The sequence below is a fragment of the Vibrio sp. JZG10 genome (genome assembly GCF_054064075.1).
On the sequence record NZ_JBSUGE010000001.1, the window covers coordinates 335,135 to 353,579 of the forward strand.

Below are 18,445 nucleotides of genomic sequence, written 5' to 3' on the forward strand. Positions count from 1 at the left end.
TGAAAAAGATGCCTATTGCACTAGCTCTAGTGCTAGCTCTTACTGGCTGTCAAGCCACTCAACGCCAAAATGCAACAACGGGTGAATACGAAACTAACTCAACCACGCAAGGCGCGCTTATTGGTGCTATCGCTGGTGCAGCAATCGGTCTAGCAACGGGCGATGACGCTAAAGAACGCCGTCAGCATGCGCTCATTGGTGCGGCCGCAGGCGGAGCGACTGGCGCTGGCGTTGGTTACTACTTTGACCAACAAGAAGCAGAATTGCGTCGCGCTTTGCTAAACTCTGGTGTACAAGTTCAGCGTGTTGGTGAGAACCAGCTTTTACTGCGTATGGAAAATGGTATCGGCTTCTCTTCAAGCTCTTACCAGCTTGATGCTAGCATTCATAATACGCTACGCGGTGTTGCTCGCATCTTGGTTGAATACCCAGATACCAGCCTTGTTATCGACGGTTACACTGATAGCACGGGCAGTGAGTCATACAACCAAACGTTGTCTGAGCGTCGTGCAGAGTCCGTACGTCAATTCCTAGTATCTCAAAACGTTGCACCTGGTCGTGCAATTGCACGTGGCTACGGCGAACGTAACCCAATTTGCTCAAACCAAACTTCTGAAGGTCGTGCGTGCAACCGTCGTGTTGAAATCCAGATCTTGCCACTGAAGTAATTTGGTTGCACCATAGCGGTAATAATAAAAAATTACCGGAGCAGGCCTAACCATAATCGTTAGGCCTGACATATCAATGTCTGTCAAAACGTCTGCCCTACTCTGCTTATTTAGCCTCTGCTTTTCTGGTTACTCGCTTGCCTCTCAAGCTCCAAATGACCCCATAGAACAATACGAGTACGCACAACAATTATTGGCATCAAACAAAGCTGAAGCCTCAACAGAAACACGCTACTGGCTAGAGCAATCCGCCAACCAAGGTTACCTCCCTGCGCAAAAACAGCTCGCGAACGACTTTGCTAAAGGGATAAATGGCGAAAAAAATGAAACACAAGCGTTATATTGGCTAACCTCTATCGCACTCAATGACCCAACCGATCGGGGCTTTCTTCTCGCTAACTTTATTCAGCGCAATCAAGATAAGGTCACAACTTCTCAATTGACTGAAGCCTTGTATCAAATGGCTTCTCAGCATAATCCAGCAGCAGAACAAGCATATAATCAACTGTTAGAGCAGCGCTTCAACCAACTGCGAGCTAAACAAGTCTCGCAAATAAAGTCGCTCGATAAAAAGGCTGAACAAACACAAGAAGAGAAAAGCACAGTTGCAAACCCCAAGGTAGAATACTCGCAGTTTTTATGGCTGATCTGGCTAGCGGCGATACTCATCATCAGCGGCTTAAGCTTCTTCGTAATCAAGAAACATAAGCAGAATAGAAAAGCGCGTGAAGCCAAAGAGGAAAGCCAAAATCAGCGAATGGCGGCAAAAGTTAAAGAGCTAGAGTTTACGAACAAGCAACTGAAACGCCAGCTAGAGAAAGTATTCAAAGAATTTAAGAAATCCAAAACCCAGGCAGAGAACCATAAGCTAAGCGTCGCATGCGCCATGTTTGGCTACACACCACAACACATCCCTGATTTACAAGCAATAAAGCTACGCTATAGACAGCTATCAAAGCTTTATCATCCGGACACAAGAGGCAGTGAAGAAGAAATGAAGCGACTCAATCATGCCTTTAAGCTTGTCTCACAAAATGTTACAAAACAGTAAAAACAGGTCAAGATACTTTGGCTAGCATGCTTTTAGACCTATATAATCAAGCGCCGCAATCGATCTCCCTCTCAAACAAATTAACAGACATTTAACTTAAGTCTCGCTTTTATGCCATAATGCTCAGCGCAAAATAACACCTAACGACTCAAATTAATCTAGGTGGGGAGAAAATCAATGTTCACTGAAGAAGGCACCTGTGATTGGTGTAAAAAACCTAGTCTTGTAACTCGTCACGATTATTTAGATGGCAAGCACCATTACTCATGTAAAGCTTGTTACGACATGGCAAAAATCGACGTGCGCCTATTTAACCAAGGCGAATTGCAAATGCGCGAACGATTGCAACGAGCGAGCTAAGCAAGACGGAATCAACGGAACTGATTTTCAAAGGCGCCTTTTAAGGCGCTTTTTTGATCGCCCAAGCCTATTTCCAATCTCTATCTCGTATTCCCTCCTATCCTACATAGCATGTCGCATCGGTTATCAGCCCCTCTCCTACTGTATACAAACCACTGTCCGTGAAACAACACCTGTATATACAGTAGTGAACCCCTGTATGTATCTCGTCCAATTTGCTACTCATCTCACATTTTTAAATTGATGTTAGACATATCAGAAATGAAAAATAATCAAATAAATTCAAACACTTAAAATATAATCTTTTTATTTTCTTCTCAAAAAACCGCAAATAGCTTTTGAGAAACGGGTTGATCAGGTTGCCAAAACAAACTACTGTATACACATACAGCATGTATAAAGGAACAGTAAGATGCAGTTACAAAGTCAATCTCATACATACTCTCGTTACAACGTATTGGCACAAGCAACTCAGCCCATGGCCGTTTCGGATCAGCTTCTATCTAAGCTGGCTGTTTTATCGCAGCAGAAACAATGGATTTTGTTTACAGCAGACTGCCCTCGCCCTGACTTTGAACAACTCACTGCTTCTAATATTTGCTGTAGAAACGTGATTCAAATGAAGCCTTCTCAACAGCTTTCAGAAGTCGAGATCGTGATCAAAGCCATCCGATCAGGCAATGCCAGTGCTGTTGTTGCATCAAATAAAATTGCACTTATGAATCAATCTATGTTGCGCGACATGGCGCAGCGCTATCAGTGTGAGGTTTTTTTCGTCGAAGGCAGAGTTAATAAGTACCACTAATAAGTTCGACGTTATCCATCCTGCATCTCGCCTCCTTTTTAAGGGGGCTTTTTTTGTATTAAAGAAAACAAGCAAACGTTTGCTTTTTCTCTGGCGAGTTAAAATAGTTCTGGTATGATGCCCACATTCGATTTATTCAGCGCCCACATTTTGCTGAATATCTTCTCTTTCTGACGTTTGATTAAGATGATAGGAATGTCGCAATGAGCCTTGCTAATCAAGTACTTGCCGTCAATGACGACCTGCCAATTCGCACCCATAAACCCGTTCATAGCGGAAAAGTTCGTTCAGTTTACTGGTTAACTGAAGAAGACAGCGCCCGACTGATCAAAGAAAAAGGATACGATGTCGCTCCTGATGCGCCTTTGGCTATCATGGTGATTAGTGACCGAATCTCTGCATTCGATTGTATTTGGCATGCTGAAGGTGGTCTTAATGGTGTCCCAGGTAAAGGGGCTGCGCTTAATGCGATTTCTAATCACTGGTTCAAACTGTTCAAAGAAAATGGCTTAGCAGATAGCCATACTCTAGACATTCCTCACCCTTTTGTTTGGATTGTACAAAAAGCCAAACCGGTAAAAATCGAAGCCATCTGCCGCAAATACATCACGGGTTCGATGTGGCGCGCTTACGCAAATGGCGAGCGCGAGTTTTGTGGAATCCAACTTCCTGAAGGGTTAGAAAAAGACAAAGCACTGCCAGAGTTGCTCATGACCCCATCCACAAAAGGCATTCTAAAAGGCATTCCCGGTGTGCCAGAGGCGGATGACGTGAATATTACTCGTCAAAGCATCGTAGACAACTACGAAGCATTTAACTTCTCAAGTGCCGACGATATCGCACTCTACGAAAAACTGCTGAAAGAAGGCTTTAACGTTATCAGCCAAGCGTTAGAAGAAATCGACCAAATCTTTGTCGATACCAAATTCGAATTTGGTTATGTTCATGATGCTGCTGGCAATGAAAAGCTGATTTACATGGATGAAGTGGGTACACCAGACTCGTCTCGTATATGGGATGCTAAAGAGTACCAAGCAGGTCACATCGTAGAGAACTCAAAAGAAGGTTTCCGCCAGTTCCTACTTAACCACTTCCCTGACCCAGATATCTTGCTAAACAAAGAACGTATGCCAGAGCGCGAAGCACTCGCTCGTGATAATGCTTTACCCGTCGAATCTTTGATGGCGATTTCGAGCACCTACATTGGTATTGCCGAGAAGATTACAGGAAAGCCGATTCATTTGAGTGAGAATCCGAAAGCGGAAATCATCGAAGTTCTGAGCAAAGAATACGGATTGATTGACTAGAACTGTCGCTAGATTAGCTAAACGCTTTCCAATAAAAAGTCCGCAATAGCCTGCGGACTTTTTTCGTATTAGGCTCAGTTTAGCCGATATTTAACGTAGTGCCATCTGTTGTGGAGGCTGACTTGGTCGTCACCTGATATGTTTTGTCTTTAATCGTTGATACGAAATACCAAGTCGACTCTGCCTTGTCGGGCGTAAAAGTAACGCGCATAAAGCCACGCTGTTTGATATCTGCCCACTGTAATTCTGACACTAAGTGCGGCAACGTGTATTCCATTTGAGCGATCGCAACAGGATCTAACGCTAGGTAGGCCTCTAGCCCAGGGGAACTCACCGAGCTAGTTGCAAACTCTACCCCGATAAGATGCTTAGATACGTCTTTAAGCTCACTTGCCCATGCGTTGTGCGTATCTCCTGCCAAGCAGACAAAGTTACCACTGCTGGCTTTGGCCAGTTGATAAACTTTCTCTCGCTCAACGTAGTAACCATCCCATGCATCTAGGTTATACGGGAGAGAAATGGTATCTGAACTTGGGTCAGAGAGGTAACCCGTAATCGCAGAGTTTACTGCTAATAACGCCTCTGTTTTTTGTTCTTCAGTGGCAGTAAACAATTGAAACATCGCGGCCATAACCGAACTTGGCAACTCCATACGAGACATTAACACTTGTTGCCCTAGCACATTCCAAGTTGCGTCGTGCGTACTGAACGCATCCATCAGCCAAGCGAGTTGGTCAGCGCCTAACAGCTCTCGGTCTTCACTGCGCGACTGAGCAACTAAACCGCCAATCGCTTCCATCGTTGGAGAGCTGAGCGAGAAGTAATCCAACGGTTTATCACGCCCCACAAGTCGCGTATCGAGCATCATCAAATTGACTAAACTTCCAAACGAAAACTGACGGTAAATCAGCATGTTTGAGAAAGTGTTTTCACGAACGGGCAACCATTCTGTCCACGCGGCAGCCGCAGCTGCACGACGATCATTAAAACTGCCTTCCTCTTCTTGATGGTTTTCCGCACCATTTTTCCAAGTATCATTTGCAAGCTCATGGTCATCCCAGACAGCAATCATTGGTAGGCTCGCATGTAACGCTTGCAGATCAGCATCTTGGCGATATTGCGCATACCGTTTTCGGTAATCATCTAAGGTAATACATTCAGTGCCTTTGCTTGGCTCTCGCCCTAGTGCCTCAGCATCTTCACTAGCGTAGCCACCAGCCCCATACTCATAAATGTAATCACCGAGATGAAGCACCACATCAAACGGGTCTTGTTCATGTTGATTTAAGATCTCTCGATACACATGGAAATAGCCTGCAGGATAGTTTGCACAAGAAACAACAGCCATGGATGCCTTTTCTACACCATCTTCTGGTAATGTTTGAGTTTGCCCGACTTCGCTAGTGACATCTCCAACCATGAATCGATAGTAGTAGCGAGAATTTGCGTTGAGATTTTGAACATCGACTTTTACCGTGAAATCTCGGCTCGTGTCTGTGGCAAAAGTGCCACTTTGCACGATATCAGTAAAATTTTCGTTAGATGAAACTTGCCAGCTTACATCTGCGTAGCTTGCTGAGGTCGTAACACGAGTCCAAATGATTACTTGTGTTTGAGTAGGATCTCCACTCGCCACTCCGTGCTCAAAGGTAACCGCAACAGACTCACTAGCATCGCTACCACAGCCCACCAGCCCGGTAACAATAGCCGTTGAAGAGGCAGCTTTCATAAAGTCTCGACGAGACAAAGACATATTGACTTCCTTTCTTATTGTGTTTGTTTTTATGCCCAAATGACGTGGTGACTCAATCATCCTTGTGTGCCAATAAGGGACGTTAATTCGAACTTACAGTACCAACCACTTAGTCGGTAATTTGTCCTAAAAACACAAAGTTAGAAGCTAGTTATGACAATTGCATTTCCAAACGTTACATTTTTGTTAATTTAAGTGCAAATACTCTATATTCATCACACTTCCAAGACCTGTGACAAAAACCTCAAAATAAAAAAGCGACCTACTTTGAGGTCGCTTTTCATTGCACTATTGTTAAGTGGTACATTGATGAAGTGGAAATGCTCAGCCTAAAACTTGATGTTAAGGACATCTTGTTCTGACGTGTCCACCTTCAACTGACTGCGAGATTCTATGTACTCGATTTGCTGAACATCGAGCGAATATGGCATAACGACTCGCAATTCGTTGATCCCTTCATGTTTAGCTAACTGGGTTAAGCGGACCAAATTGGATTCATCACTTTTACGAGAAGACATCGATTTTAATGCGGCATCCCACAACCGATCTTCAGGCTTGCTCAATTCCGCAATGTTCTGTTTCCACATCAAACCGAAAATAGGCGCGATGGTGGCAAATGCCTCTAAGAAGGTCCATTTTTTACTACCTGTCGCCCCTAAAAAGCTAGTGTAGTCGAATTCAATGCACGTCTTTCCTTGTTGATCCATTCTATGCCCCCGACACTCGAAAATGAGATATACCAAATATCGTTCAACTGTTTTGATATAGCAATGGGATATAAAACATTCGTCTTTTATGCACTAATTTACATGCAAAAGGAAATATTAAAACCAGCTTTGTAACAACTGATGTACAGCTTCGCCATATATAAGCATTCAATTGATTAATATTTCAATTAAGAAACTAAAAACAACACGTAAGTAACGCTATCAATATGAAATCATTATAGATTCACCAAGAAAATATCCATTCTTGTCACAACGTCATCCGCCTACCTACTTCACATCAATCACTCGACTGGCCTTTTTATACTGTATCTTCCAACCAGCCCAGCGTGGCAGCTCCCAGCGCTTCGGGTCTCCCTTACGGTTTCCCTCTCGATAAATGACCTGTACCAGCTTGCGAGACGCGTAATACTCAACATCCAGTTGGAGTTCTGGCAGCGAAAGTTCTAAAGGGTACTGCTCCGTGAAATCGTCGTATTCCCATTCTGGAACACCGTTAAATGTTAAGTCTTCCGCTTCAAACAACGCCATATCATCGACATTTTCAACGCCTAATGTTTCCAACTGATCCTTTAACCAGCTAGAAAATGTCAAGGAGGCCAAGTCGTTAACCTCTTCTCCTTCGACATTAAGGCCCAATGCGTTGTAGAGTTTCCAGTGTTGGATTTGTTGTTTTCTTTGAGAAGCAAAACCTGGTAACAGTGTCTCGTCTTCTATCATTTCGACAATAGACTGAACAGCAACATCACCTTGTAACGCTTGATGTTCAGAACAGACTGTTCGCCCGGCGTAGACCAAATGCATCGTTGCTCTTGGGGCCTCCTCTTCATAATTCGTCTCGCCTTGTTGCCACTCCCCTAGTTCAAGTTCGCGTAACAACGTCAGCGGGATAGGCATCATGACCGATGCGAGGTTCAGTGTTTGCTTAACGCCTCGTCCTGGCACGCTATGGCTATCTAGCACAATGGCCGCTTCTTCTTTATCAGGAAAGCGGCTGTTACGCCCAACCAGCATCTCGACTACGCCATTTCCTAGAGCATCTCTTCGACGAGCTCGTCGGACAAACACAAGCTCAGGGTGTAATGAGGCGATGGAGAAAAAGAGCGCTTCACGTTTATATCGAGAGGCAACGTCAAGTTCCGGTAATTCAAATACTTCTCGCATTTGTTTTGCTAAACCTTGTGCCTCTTCGAGTGCGCTGGCATCAATGACAATGCCCGGAAGTCGCTCCCCCCGGACCAAACGGATAAGCAAAGAGGCATCACATCCGTATGGCTCCTCTTGAGATAGAAGCTCAGCGACTTCGCCACTTTGTCGCTGATAGAGTTGCGCAGGCACAGATAATGCTGCTGCCAAGTCAATCATTGCTTCCTTCTCTGGCTTCGCTTGAATTCTGGTAACAAGATCGGCAAACAGTGCATCAATAGGTAGTGGGTATACTTTTCTACCGTGCTGCGTAACATTGCCGCCTTCATCAATCGCTTCCATGGATAACAACGTCGAATGAGATGCCTCTAGCAACTTTGGAGGAATTGAGTCGAGAAAATCGAGTGTTGAAAGACGGTATCCACAACAAGCCGCTGCCAGCATGGGCTCGACGAGCTCTTCTCTATGCAATTCTGGAGGCGTCACTAATTCTAAAGGCGCGTGTTCACCATATAGACGAATACAAGCCCCTTCAGCAACACGGCCCGCCCGCCCCATTCGCTGCGCGGCGCTGGCCTTAGAAATGTGGGTCAGCGTTAACGCTGTGCGACCGTTACGTTGAATGGTTCGACGCTCTAAGCCGCTATCAATGACAACTCGGATGTTAGGTATCGTTAAGGAGGTTTCCGCAACATTGGTTGCCAATACGACTTTTCGTTGTTTTTGCGTAGTTAACGCGCGGTGCCGTTCTTCATCACTAACCGAGGCATGAAGTTTGACCACCATGACATCGCCGCAACTTTGTAGCATCTGAGCACATTGGGTGATCTCTTTGCGTCCAGGCAGGAAAACAAGAATATCGCCACCTTCATCTTCCAATGCTTCTTTTACCGCTCTGACAACCTCTTGTTCACATCCCTTCTTATTCGGTAAATAACGGCTGTCTAAAGAACGATGTGTCACCGTGACTGGAAAGCAACGCCCTTCAGATCGCAGACGCTTCGCATTCAGGTAACACGCTAGCTTTTCTCCCTCCAGCGTAGCGGAAGTGACGATCAACCGATGTTGATTTTCTTGCTTCAAAATTGCGGTTAATAGATCAATATCCCAGCGTCGCTCGTGAAATTCGTCCACTATCACGATATCGAAGCCTGCTAGCTTGTTTTCCGCAAACCAACGCAGTGCGACTCCCGGAGTCACAAATACAACTTCGGTTTTTTCATCAAAGTAGGCATGAAGCTTGATCGCGTAACCGACTTTGCGACCTATTGGCTCACCAGATTGCTCCGCAAGATATTCAGCCAACGAGGTACAAGCAATTCGACGTGGTTCAATAACCAGCACGCGTCCGTGTTTTGCCGCCCACATAGGCAAACGGGTAGATTTACCTGACCCGGTTTCGGCTTCCACCACGAGATGGTTTTGGTTCACATGTTGGTCAAACTCAGCTTGCAGGCTGTCGATAGGTAGTTGAAACATAGAAATTGGATTTGATTTGATGATGCAGAACATTATACCCAAGTAAAAAAAATCCTGCTTTAGGTATCTCTAAACAACCAATATTGCCGATATTTTCGGCGGTATCTGAGTTTTTTTGCGACATTACATTGATGTGCATCAACGCATGTTTACAACTAAATGGTGAACCCGTTAAAATTTGGTGCGCATCCTTCAACCCTACATAAGGCACCCAATGAACAACGATAAACGCCCACTATATATTCCATATGCGGGTCCGGCTCTTTTAGCAACCCCTCTTTTGAACAAAGGCAGTGCATTCTCTGCTGAAGAACGTAGTTCATTCAACTTAGAAGGCTTGCTTCCAGAGTCCACCGAAACAATCCAAGAGCAGGTGGAACGTGCCTACCAGCAATACAAGAGTTTCGAAAGCGATATGGATAAGCACATTTATCTGCGTAATATCCAAGACACCAACGAAACACTGTATTACCGCCTAGTGCAAAACCACATTTCTGAGATGATGCCTATCATCTACACGCCAACTGTCGGCGCAGCATGTGAAAACTTCTCTAACATTTACCGCCGTGGTCGTGGTCTATTCATTTCATATCCGAACCGTGACCGTATTGACGACTTGCTGAATAATGCAGCAAATCACAACGTTAAAGTGATTGTTGTGACAGATGGTGAACGTATCCTTGGCTTGGGTGACCAAGGTATCGGCGGCATGGGTATTCCTATTGGTAAACTGTCACTTTATACCGCGTGTGGTGGTATCAGCCCTGCTTACACGCTACCAATCGTGCTTGATGTGGGTACCAATAACCCACAACGTTTAGCTGACCCGATGTACATGGGTTGGCGTCACCCTCGTATTACAGGTGCAGAATACGATGCATTTGTAGAAGAGTTTATCCAAGCAGTACAGCGCCGTTGGCCTGATGCCTTGATCCAGTTCGAAGACTTTGCTCAGAAAAATGCGATGCCTCTTCTTGAGCGTTACAAAGATCGCGTGTGCTGCTTCAATGATGATATTCAAGGCACGGCGGCCGTTACTGTTGGCTCTCTACTTGCCGCCTGTAAAGCTGCAGGCACTCAGCTGTCTAAACAGCGTATCACCTTCTTGGGCGCTGGCTCTGCTGGTTGCGGTATCGCAGAAGCGATCATCGCACAAATGGTATCGGAAGGGATTTCTGACGAGCAAGCTCGCTCACAAGTTTACATGGTTGACCGTTGGGGTCTGTTACAAGAAGGCATGCCTAACCTTCTTGATTTCCAACAACGCTTGGTGCAGAAACATACCAATACGAAAGAGTGGGAAAATGAAGGAAATGGCTTCTCACTCCTCGATGTTATGCGTAACGCTAAACCAACGGTACTGATTGGTGTTTCTGGTGCTCCTGGCCTATTTAGCCAAGAAGTCATCGAAGAAATGCATAAACACTGTAAGCGTCCGATTGTCTTCCCACTGTCGAACCCAACAAGCCGCGTAGAGGCGACACCGAACGACATCATTCGTTGGACAAATGGTGAAGCACTGGTTGCAACAGGTAGCCCATTTGAGCCTGTGGTTCATGAAGGTCGCACTTACCCTATTGCCCAATGTAACAACAGCTACATTTTCCCTGGCATTGGCCTTGGTGTACTTGCTGTAAACGCAAAACGTGTCACCGACGAAATGTTAATGGAATCAAGCCGTGCGCTCGCAACATGCTCTCCTCTAGCAATCAACGGTCGTGGTGCGCTACTTCCACCGTTGGAAGAGATCCACTCGGTATCGAAAAAGATCGCGTTTGCTGTTGGTAAGAAGGCAATCGAACAAGGTGTGGCATTAGAAATTACTGATGAAGCATTGAACGTGGCGATTGAACAATCGTTCTGGCAGCCGGTTTACCGTCGCTACAAACGCACTGCGTTTTAAGCTTGAGACATTTCGTTTAATAATTAGCCCCTACCATGTAGGGGCTTTTATTTTTTTATCATCCTAACCAGATTTTGGCATAAATGGGCTTCTCTCTTTTTGTTTCTATCAGATATGATGAGAACTACATTTTTAGTTAAGGATATAAAACGTTTTGTTGTTTTCTCGCATAAGATCAAAGTGGAAGCTGAAATTTTCCTGGAAGCGACTTGCTTTGATTTTGTCGATCTCTGTACTTAGTCTGCTTGTCTCTGTTATTGCCATCGACCGATGGGTGGTTTTACAAGCCAAAGAAAGCATTTTCACTGAATACGAACAAATACCTCAACATGAGGTTGCTGTGGTTCTCGGTACCAGTAAATACATCGGTAAGTTCCTCAACACTTACTACACTCATCGTATTAATGCGGCGATTGAGCTTTACAACCAAGGTAAAGTAAAACAGTTTTTATTGAGTGGCGATAACGCCCATCGCTCCTACAACGAACCGTGGACGATGAAACGCGACTTACTTAAAGCCGGCGTGCCTGAGGAAGTGATTCACCTTGATTATGCTGGCTTTCGTACTCTAGATTCGATTGTGAGGGCGAAAAAGATTTTTGCTTCGGAGCGCTTTCTGATTGTGACTCAGCGCTTTCATTGTGAGCGAGCGCTGTTTATTGCCGATGCTTACAACATTGATGCGCAGTGTCTTGCGGTAGCAGGACCTACGACAAACAAACAAAAAACATCAATGCGTATTCGAGAGTTGCTCGCCCGTGTGAAAGCCTTTTTAGACCTCTACATTATTAATACGCAGCCCAAGTTTCTTGGTCCTCAAGAACCTATCGTTGCAGTAAAAGAGCCTGAAAAAATATCTAATGAGCCTCTGCAAGTTCCCGTCGAATAGAGGAACAACGCAGCTCACAAGGCTAATAACATTTCTATAAAACAAATGGGTAGTTTTCTACCCATTTCCAATTCTCAACATCACATTTTCTAATTTGCTCTACGATTCAGGCAAAACTCTTTTTTGCATTCCAAGTAACATTTAATCAATAAATAACTACAAGTCAGTTACTTTGCCATAAAAAAACCGACAAAAGGCAATGCAAAAGGAGCACTACCCATGACCGCACTCGCTGTGACATTGAAGAACTGGTTCTTCACTCGCAACAGCATGATTTTGAACGCGAATATCGTATTGTTCATTATCTTGTTTAATACCCTACCCTTTGAGCCACAAGTAGTAACCGGCCTGAGCATCTTAGTTTTTGTTGCTATTCTTTGGCTAACCGAAGCGATTCACGTCAGCATAACCGCGCTACTCATACCATTACTTGCGGTATTTTTAGGCGTGTTTAACACTCAGACCGCACTGAACAACTTCTCCAACTCCATCATCTTTCTATTCTTAGGTGGTTTTGCACTTGCTGCAGCTTTGCATAAACAGAAGTTAGACCAAGCTATTGCTGATAAAGTGCTGTTACTCGCACGAGGCAAAATGTCTGTCGCTGTATTCATGCTATTTGGTGTGAGTGCTGGCCTGTCAATGTGGATTTCAAACACCGCCACTGCCGCTATGATGCTGCCCCTTGTACTGGGTGTGATGACAAAGCTAGACGCGAAGAAAAATCACAATACCTTTTTGTTTGTTCTGCTCGGCATCGCTTACAGTGCTTCGATTGGTGGTATTGCAACGCTGGTTGGTAGCCCACCAAACGCCATTGCAGCAGCTGAAGTTGGCCTAAGTTTTACTGAGTGGATGAAGCTCGGTGTGCCTATCTCATTAGTACTAATGCCAATCGCTATTCTCGTGTTGTACACCATGACTAAGCCTGACCTTAGCCACAAGTTTGATCTTGACCATCAACCAGTCGAGTGGACAAACGGCAAAATGATTACGCTGGCGATTTTCTTACTGACGGTCACGCTTTGGATTTTCAGTAAGCCTATTAACGCTATGCTGGGTGGCTTCGCTAAGTTCGATACCCTTGTCGCAATAGGTGCGATCCTTCTGCTTGGGGCTTCTCGCGCTGTAGAGTGGAAAGATATTGAGAAAACAACCGACTGGGGTGTGTTAATCCTATTTGGTGGTGGCATCTGTTTGAGTAACGTCCTAAAAGCAACCGGAACAAGCGTATTTTTGGCTCATAGCTTGTCAGGCTTCCTTGAGCAAGCCGGTATTCTTCTAACGATTCTTGCAGTGGTTGCTTTTGTTGTCTTCTTGACTGAGTTTGCAAGTAACACCGCTAGTGCTGCACTGCTGGTCCCTGTATTTGCAACCATCGCAGAGGCCTTAGGCATGTCTCCGGTCATTCTCTCTGCATTAATTGCCGTCGCTGCATCTTGTGCATTTATGTTACCAGTTGCGACGCCTCCAAATGCGATTGTGTTCGGTACGGGTCATATCAAGCAAAAAGAAATGATGCGAATTGGCTTCGTCTTAAACATTGCCTGTATTGCTGCACTAACGCTTTTCGCTTGGTTGTTCTGGTAAAAAATAGCAAGTTCGATTAGCACTACACTGCTGCTCACGGTAATCACATCGATGCCCCAAACTTCCCCCTAAGTGGTGTTCAGCAGTTTCCCTCTTGGTGGCCAGTTGGCCACCTTTTTTTATTCCTTTGAGTGACGAATCGTTAGGCTTGCTTCTTTTCGCAGGCAAGCAAACCATAATGAACCTCGACCCGGTTACGACCATTGCGCTTCGCTTGGTAAAGCACTTCGTCTGCTCTCGCCATGGTTTCTGAGACACGTTCATTTTGCATTTGGGCGACGCCAATACTGCATGTTAATGATTCACCGTGTACCCACAAATGACTCTCCACATTTTTGCGAATCATTTCCGACTTCTTCACAGCTTGCTCAATATTGGTGTCAGGGCAAAATACAACAAACTCTTCTCCCCCCCAACGAACAAGTCGGTCATCTGGGTAGATGGAACTTGCCACCACCATGACAAATTCGCGCAATATGTCATCCCCCATTTGGTGCCCAAATTTGTCATTCACCTTCTTAAATTTATCCAAATCCATATAAAGGATACTGAATGTACTATGCCCCCAGCGAACTTGGCGTGATTGCTGCTCAAGCCAGTGCTGAACTGCGTGACGGTTCATCGCTCCCGTCAACGCATCGCGATGCGCCAACTCTGCAAACTCATAGTTTTGAGCTCGCAACGTACCATTCACCTTCTCTAAATGACGATGACGTTTTTTCGCTTTTTCATAAGCGACTCGATTTTTTCGTAATTCGTGCAGCGAAAATGCCAGTCCAAGCGCCATCCAAGAGAGTAAGAGCGCATACAGTAACGTTTCTTGTGCAAGGTAAGCGCCTTCAAACTCAATTTTATCAATCACAATTTTGTGCTCGCCAAGTGCCGCACCAGATCCGGTCGCTATATCAATACGTGTGATGTTTGAAAATTCAGGTGCAGAGTGTTCAATCGCGACTTTGTTGTCTACTAACCACCACGTCATCACCTGTAAATTTTTAATCGGAATTTCGATGATGTCGTTTGAACCGGACGGAGAAAACTGCATGCCATTGTATTTAATCGTGTACTCGTCGTCTGGTTTGGAATACTCAGGGTTATAGTTGCGCAGATATAAACGCAAATCATGGCTCGGATTGGGCCCCACCCCCGCCTCTTCATATCTCACTTTCAATCGAATCGTATGGTAATTCGAAAGGTCAATCCCCTGTGTTGGCGTTGTGGAATCGGTATAAACAGAGATTCCGCAATAAGGCCAAGCATACGAGCTTTGCTTTAAGTCACAGCTGAGAACTAGGCTTTGCTTATCGTAAAAAATATCAGCCTCACTCAAGCCACCTTCGCTGGCGTCTTTAGTCGCATAGATATTGAAATGTTCTGGTGTAATGGTCAGCTTTCGTGTATCGCCAAGAACACTATAAAGCGCAACCAAACTAATAGTGCAAATAGAGAGGGCAAAGATAAATTTATGGATCCACTTCATGGGCGAGTGACCTGCTCAGCTTATATACAACACAATGTACTCAATGATTTTTCGAACTTCAAACAAAGTCATTTATCAAGAAACAAAATTACTTTTAGCTTTCGTTCTTACTTTCGATACATGGTAACGTGTTTTGAACCGTTATCACGTTTTTAAATCTCTCAAAAATGCGGTTCACTTGTTATTTGCGAAGCATTTCACAGCCGTATTTCCTAACCCATGAAGGCCAGTGCATAACATTTCAGAGCGATACATTTCGCTTTAATGTGCCTGTCAACCCTGCATCTCATCACCACTTCGGATATACTGTGCAAAAACACAATAATGAGTAATGTCATGTCATTAATTGCAACTGGTACGCTAAATAAAATGCGTGCATCTCTGGACGGTGCTGTCAGTTACCGTCTACCTGTTGGTGAGGAAGAAATTGATCTATCGCCGTTTCTGGGTAAAACGCTCACACTGACTCACACGGGCAATATTTTTTGTTGCTCATGTGGTAAGAAAACGAAAAAGAGTTATTCGCAAGGCCATTGTTTTGTCTGTATGAAAAAGCTAGCAAGCTGCGATATGTGCATCATGAAGCCAGAGACTTGCCACTACGACCAAGGGACTTGTCGCGAGCCACAATGGGGCGAAGAGAACTGCATGGTGGATCACTTTGTCTACCTATCCAATACATCCAGCTTAAAAGTTGGTATCACTCGTCATACGCAAATCCCAACTCGTTGGATTGATCAAGGTGCGACTCAGGGTTTGCCAATTTTTAAGGTAAAAACTCGACATATCTCCGGATTAATTGAAGTTGAACTGGCGAAACACATCGCAGATAAAACCAATTGGCGCACACTGCTGAAAGGCGATGGTGAACCAATGGCACTGCAAGATCGTTTTGCTGAGCTATTGCCGTTGGTCGAAGACAAGATTGCTGAGATAAAACAGCAATTCGGTGAAGATGCAATTGAAGTATTAAGCGAAAGCATTACCGACCTTAGCTATCCGGTACAACAGCACCCAACTAAGATCACCTCGCATAATTTCGATAAAAACCCCGTTGTTACTGGCACTTTGCAAGGCATCAAAGGTCAATACCTCATTTTTGACACTGGCGTTATCAACGTAAGAAAATTCACTTCCTATGAAGTGGAGGTAAGCGCCTAATTGCATACACGCATATATAGCTGGTTTGTTGAAATAAAAACGAAAAAGCTCGAGTTTGACTCGAGCTTTTGTTTTTCTATCAGGAAGATATGATCAGTTACGCATCAAGGATGTTTTCTAGTACATCGAACAACATATCGACTTCTTCTATTGTGTTGTAATGCATGCAACCAATTCGTACCACACCACCCGACTCTTCTAGACCAAGTTGACGAACTAAGCCCAGCGCATAAAAGTGGCCGTTCCAAACACAGATGTTGTGTTCACCCAGCGTTTTCGCGATGAATTCTGGAGAATATCGGTCGAATGTTAGCGCAAAAGTTGGTGTGCGGAGCTGGCTATCTTCTTTCGCAATGCCAAATAGATTGACACCATCTAGTGCACTCAGACGCTGTAAGAAACGCTCGCTCAAGCGTTGCTCATGTTGTTCATACAATTGGTAACTTTGTTCCAATCGTTGACGAAGAGGTAAATCGGCTTCACCAAATTGAGCCAGATACTCAACCGCAGCAACGACACCAGCAAGACCTTCAAAACTTTGCGTACCCGTTTCAAATCGGCCTGGGCCAATATTGGTAGCAGGCTCGACTTTGTACGGACGAATACTGTGCAGCCACTGATCGGCAATGTAAGCAATACCAACGTGCGGGCCGAAAAACTTGTAAGCAGAGCACGCTAAAAAGTCACAACCCAACGCTTGAACATCAACCAAGTGATGCGGCGCGTAATGAACGGCATCCACATAAACTTGTGCCCCGACGTTGTGCGCCATGCTTACTACTCGCTGCACATCCACGATAGAACCAGTCGTATTCGATGCATAGGTCACCGCTACAAGGCACGTTTTATCAGAAAGAAGACTGCTTAAATGCTCCAAGTCCAACGTACAATCATCTTCGTTGATACGAACCTGATGAACCGTAACGCCTTTATCTTCTGCCGCTTGCTGCCAGCTAGACACATTCGAATAGTGGTCCAAAGCAGAAACAATGATCTCATCTCCCTCTTGCCAATCTCGGCTAATCGCACGGCTGAGCTGAAAGGTTAACGATGTCATGTTCGCGCCGAAGACGATATTGCCAGACGACGGCGCGTTTAGCAGAGCTTGCGCTGACTCGCGTGCATTTTGCATCACGTCAACCGTCTTTTGGCTAGAAAAATAATGCCCGCCTAAGTTGGCGTTGAAACAACCTAAATATCCCACCATGCTGTCTAGCACTGATTGAGGTACCTGTGACCCGCCTGGACCATCAAAAAACGTCACAGGTTTGTCGTTATGGTATTGAGCGAGCGCCGGAAACTGCTCTCTGATCAGATTAAGATTGAAGTTCATTGCGCTTATCCGTTGCCGTGAGTACAAACACATCCATATGACCCGCTTCATCATCAATGACAGAACGGATTGGGCACGCGTTGTGCCACAGTTTACTGTCTGCCAATATTGCAACCTCACCCATTTCTAACACCTTACGGAAAAATGGGGCTTGGTTATGACTGCTGTACAGCATGATGTCACCACCAATGATGTTATGACGTCCTACGCCAACCATTGCAATGTGATCAAAACCGTCTTGGTGCACACCTTCAGGTGCCACTTGAGTTTCTTCTTCTAGCGCTGTGATTCGGATTTGGTGAATTTCTATTTCCTGGCCGTTAGGCAAATGATTCGCATTGACAAACAATTCGCACATTTCTCGGAAACCATCACTGGTGAGAATATCCTTCTCAATCGGCTCAAATTGTCTTACAACATCACCTTGGAATCGGTTGATATCAGACGATTGAACAAAGCTGTTTTTGTTTAAGTCAATGACTTTGCCGTTATCAAAACCAACCACAGAATAACGTCTTAGTCGATACTGACCATCTGCATGCTCGGTACGAGGTAGTTCTTCAAACGATGGGGAAAGCTGCTCAATTGCTGCCATGCTGAGCTGTGTTAAATGCAGAGTATTCTCACGTGAATGTAACATCATTGTCTCCTTTAATGAGGCACATTAATTAACATTTAATTTACACACTAGGTTACGCAAATATTCTGTAATTGCCAGCTTTTAACGTTGATAGCTTCAACAAAATAACAAAAACAACATAACAAACCAATCCAAAGCAAAAATACAGAGCCATG

Annotated in this window: 15 protein-coding genes; 9 read left to right on the forward strand and 6 right to left on the reverse strand. The window is 44.8% G+C overall.

Going from position 1 to position 18,445, the window contains the following annotated elements; genetic code table 11:
• The first annotated feature begins 8 nt into the window (after nt 1-8).
• The 5 genes from ACWYVB_RS01550 to ACWYVB_RS01570 all read left to right on the forward strand — a co-directional run bounded on the left by ACWYVB_RS01550 (nt 9) and on the right by ACWYVB_RS01570 (nt 4,191).
• Complete coding sequence (locus ACWYVB_RS01550) at nt 9-668, forward strand: OmpA family protein (RefSeq protein WP_005377956.1); 660 nt, start codon at nt 9-11, stop codon at nt 666-668.
• 76 nt (nt 669-744) lie between these two features.
• Entirely contained in the window at nt 745-1,719 is a 975-nt protein-coding gene (locus ACWYVB_RS01555) for a J domain-containing protein (protein WP_085343154.1), read from the forward strand.
• Between the two features lie 177 nt (nt 1,720-1,896).
• Nucleotides 1,897-2,079 carry a hypothetical protein gene (locus ACWYVB_RS01560; RefSeq protein ID WP_005377960.1) on the forward strand — a complete coding sequence of 61 codons (183 nt, stop codon included), beginning with the start codon at nt 1,897-1,899 and terminating at the stop codon, nt 2,077-2,079.
• Nucleotides 2,080-2,491: 412 nt separating this feature from the next.
• Nucleotides 2,492-2,884 (forward strand): SulA-like leucine-rich domain-containing protein, encoded by a 393-nt coding sequence (locus ACWYVB_RS01565; protein ID WP_048626264.1) that lies wholly within the window; start codon nt 2,492-2,494, stop codon nt 2,882-2,884.
• A 203-nt stretch (nt 2,885-3,087) separates the two neighbouring features.
• Nucleotides 3,088-4,191, forward strand: coding sequence for a phosphoribosylaminoimidazolesuccinocarboxamide synthase (locus ACWYVB_RS01570; protein WP_457527705.1), 1,104 nt, complete (start codon nt 3,088-3,090; stop codon nt 4,189-4,191).
• A gap of 79 nt (nt 4,192-4,270) precedes the next feature.
• On the opposite strand, the gene ACWYVB_RS01575 is transcribed toward ACWYVB_RS01570, so the two are convergent.
• From ACWYVB_RS01575 to ACWYVB_RS01585, 3 genes are all read right to left on the reverse strand, one after another.
• Entirely contained in the window at nt 4,271-5,944 is a 1,674-nt protein-coding gene (locus ACWYVB_RS01575) for an alkaline phosphatase D family protein (RefSeq protein WP_457527707.1), read from the reverse strand.
• A gap of 329 nt (nt 5,945-6,273) precedes the next feature.
• Nucleotides 6,274-6,651, reverse strand: coding sequence for a hypothetical protein (locus tag ACWYVB_RS01580; RefSeq protein ID WP_005377965.1), 378 nt, complete (start codon nt 6,649-6,651; stop codon nt 6,274-6,276).
• A 288-nt stretch (nt 6,652-6,939) separates the two neighbouring features.
• A complete protein-coding gene (locus ACWYVB_RS01585; protein ID WP_457527709.1) occupies nt 6,940-9,294 on the reverse strand; it encodes a helicase-related protein in 2,355 nt (784 codons plus the stop codon).
• A 214-nt stretch (nt 9,295-9,508) separates the two neighbouring features.
• Here ACWYVB_RS01585 and ACWYVB_RS01590 point away from each other — a divergent pair, with 214 nt between their 5' ends.
• The 3 genes from ACWYVB_RS01590 (at nt 9,509) to ACWYVB_RS01600 (ending at nt 13,676) form a co-directional block, all read left to right on the forward strand.
• A complete protein-coding gene (locus ACWYVB_RS01590) occupies nt 9,509-11,197 on the forward strand; it encodes an NAD-dependent malic enzyme (protein WP_005395857.1) in 1,689 nt (562 codons plus the stop codon).
• 154 nt (nt 11,198-11,351) lie between these two features.
• Entirely contained in the window at nt 11,352-12,086 is a 735-nt protein-coding gene (locus tag ACWYVB_RS01595) for a SanA/YdcF family protein (RefSeq protein WP_457527711.1), read from the forward strand.
• 219 nt (nt 12,087-12,305) lie between these two features.
• Complete coding sequence (locus tag ACWYVB_RS01600; protein WP_005395853.1) at nt 12,306-13,676, forward strand: SLC13 family permease; 1,371 nt, start codon at nt 12,306-12,308, stop codon at nt 13,674-13,676.
• A gap of 142 nt (nt 13,677-13,818) precedes the next feature.
• Here ACWYVB_RS01600 and ACWYVB_RS01605 read toward each other — a convergent pair whose 3' ends face one another.
• On the reverse strand, nt 13,819-15,156 hold the full coding sequence (locus tag ACWYVB_RS01605) for a GGDEF domain-containing protein (RefSeq protein ID WP_237308409.1): 1,338 nt from the start codon (nt 15,154-15,156) through the stop codon (nt 13,819-13,821).
• Nucleotides 15,157-15,492: 336 nt separating this feature from the next.
• On the opposite strand from ACWYVB_RS01605, the gene ACWYVB_RS01610 reads away from it, so the two are divergent.
• On the forward strand, nt 15,493-16,317 hold the full coding sequence (locus tag ACWYVB_RS01610) for a DUF2797 domain-containing protein (RefSeq protein ID WP_065645312.1): 825 nt from the start codon (nt 15,493-15,495) through the stop codon (nt 16,315-16,317).
• Between the two features lie 97 nt (nt 16,318-16,414).
• On the opposite strand, the gene ACWYVB_RS01615 is transcribed toward ACWYVB_RS01610, so the two are convergent.
• Nucleotides 16,415-17,650 carry a cysteine desulfurase-like protein gene (locus ACWYVB_RS01615; RefSeq protein ID WP_457527715.1) on the reverse strand — a complete coding sequence of 412 codons (1,236 nt, stop codon included), beginning with the start codon at nt 17,648-17,650 and terminating at the stop codon, nt 16,415-16,417.
• A complete protein-coding gene (locus tag ACWYVB_RS01620; protein ID WP_457527821.1) occupies nt 17,634-18,290 on the reverse strand; it encodes a 2OG-Fe dioxygenase family protein in 657 nt (218 codons plus the stop codon). The genes ACWYVB_RS01615 and ACWYVB_RS01620 overlap by 17 nt, the downstream gene beginning before the upstream one ends.
• Between the last annotated feature and the right edge of the window lie 155 nt (nt 18,291-18,445).

Coding starts and splice junctions, on each gene's coding strand:
- ACWYVB_RS01620 (WP_457527821.1), bottom strand. CDS start 18,290: ATGTTACATTCACGTGAGAATACTCTGCATTTAACACAGCTCAGCATG.
- ACWYVB_RS01600 (WP_005395853.1), top strand. CDS start 12,306: ATGACCGCACTCGCTGTGACATTGAAGAACTGGTTCTTCACTCGCAAC.
- ACWYVB_RS01560 (WP_005377960.1), top strand. CDS start 1,897: ATGTTCACTGAAGAAGGCACCTGTGATTGGTGTAAAAAACCTAGTCTT.
- ACWYVB_RS01590 (WP_005395857.1), top strand. CDS start 9,509: ATGAACAACGATAAACGCCCACTATATATTCCATATGCGGGTCCGGCT.
- ACWYVB_RS01585 (WP_457527709.1), bottom strand. CDS start 9,294: ATGTTTCAACTACCTATCGACAGCCTGCAAGCTGAGTTTGACCAACAT.
- ACWYVB_RS01575 (WP_457527707.1), bottom strand. CDS start 5,944: ATGTCTTTGTCTCGTCGAGACTTTATGAAAGCTGCCTCTTCAACGGCT.
- ACWYVB_RS01570 (WP_457527705.1), top strand. CDS start 3,088: ATGAGCCTTGCTAATCAAGTACTTGCCGTCAATGACGACCTGCCAATT.
- ACWYVB_RS01580 (WP_005377965.1), bottom strand. CDS start 6,651: ATGGATCAACAAGGAAAGACGTGCATTGAATTCGACTACACTAGCTTT.
- ACWYVB_RS01565 (WP_048626264.1), top strand. CDS start 2,492: ATGCAGTTACAAAGTCAATCTCATACATACTCTCGTTACAACGTATTG.
- ACWYVB_RS01605 (WP_237308409.1), bottom strand. CDS start 15,156: ATGAAGTGGATCCATAAATTTATCTTTGCCCTCTCTATTTGCACTATT.
- ACWYVB_RS01555 (WP_085343154.1), top strand. CDS start 745: ATGTCTGTCAAAACGTCTGCCCTACTCTGCTTATTTAGCCTCTGCTTT.
- ACWYVB_RS01615 (WP_457527715.1), bottom strand. CDS start 17,650: ATGAACTTCAATCTTAATCTGATCAGAGAGCAGTTTCCGGCGCTCGCT.
- ACWYVB_RS01610 (WP_065645312.1), top strand. CDS start 15,493: ATGTCATTAATTGCAACTGGTACGCTAAATAAAATGCGTGCATCTCTG.
- ACWYVB_RS01550 (WP_005377956.1), top strand. CDS start 9: ATGCCTATTGCACTAGCTCTAGTGCTAGCTCTTACTGGCTGTCAAGCC.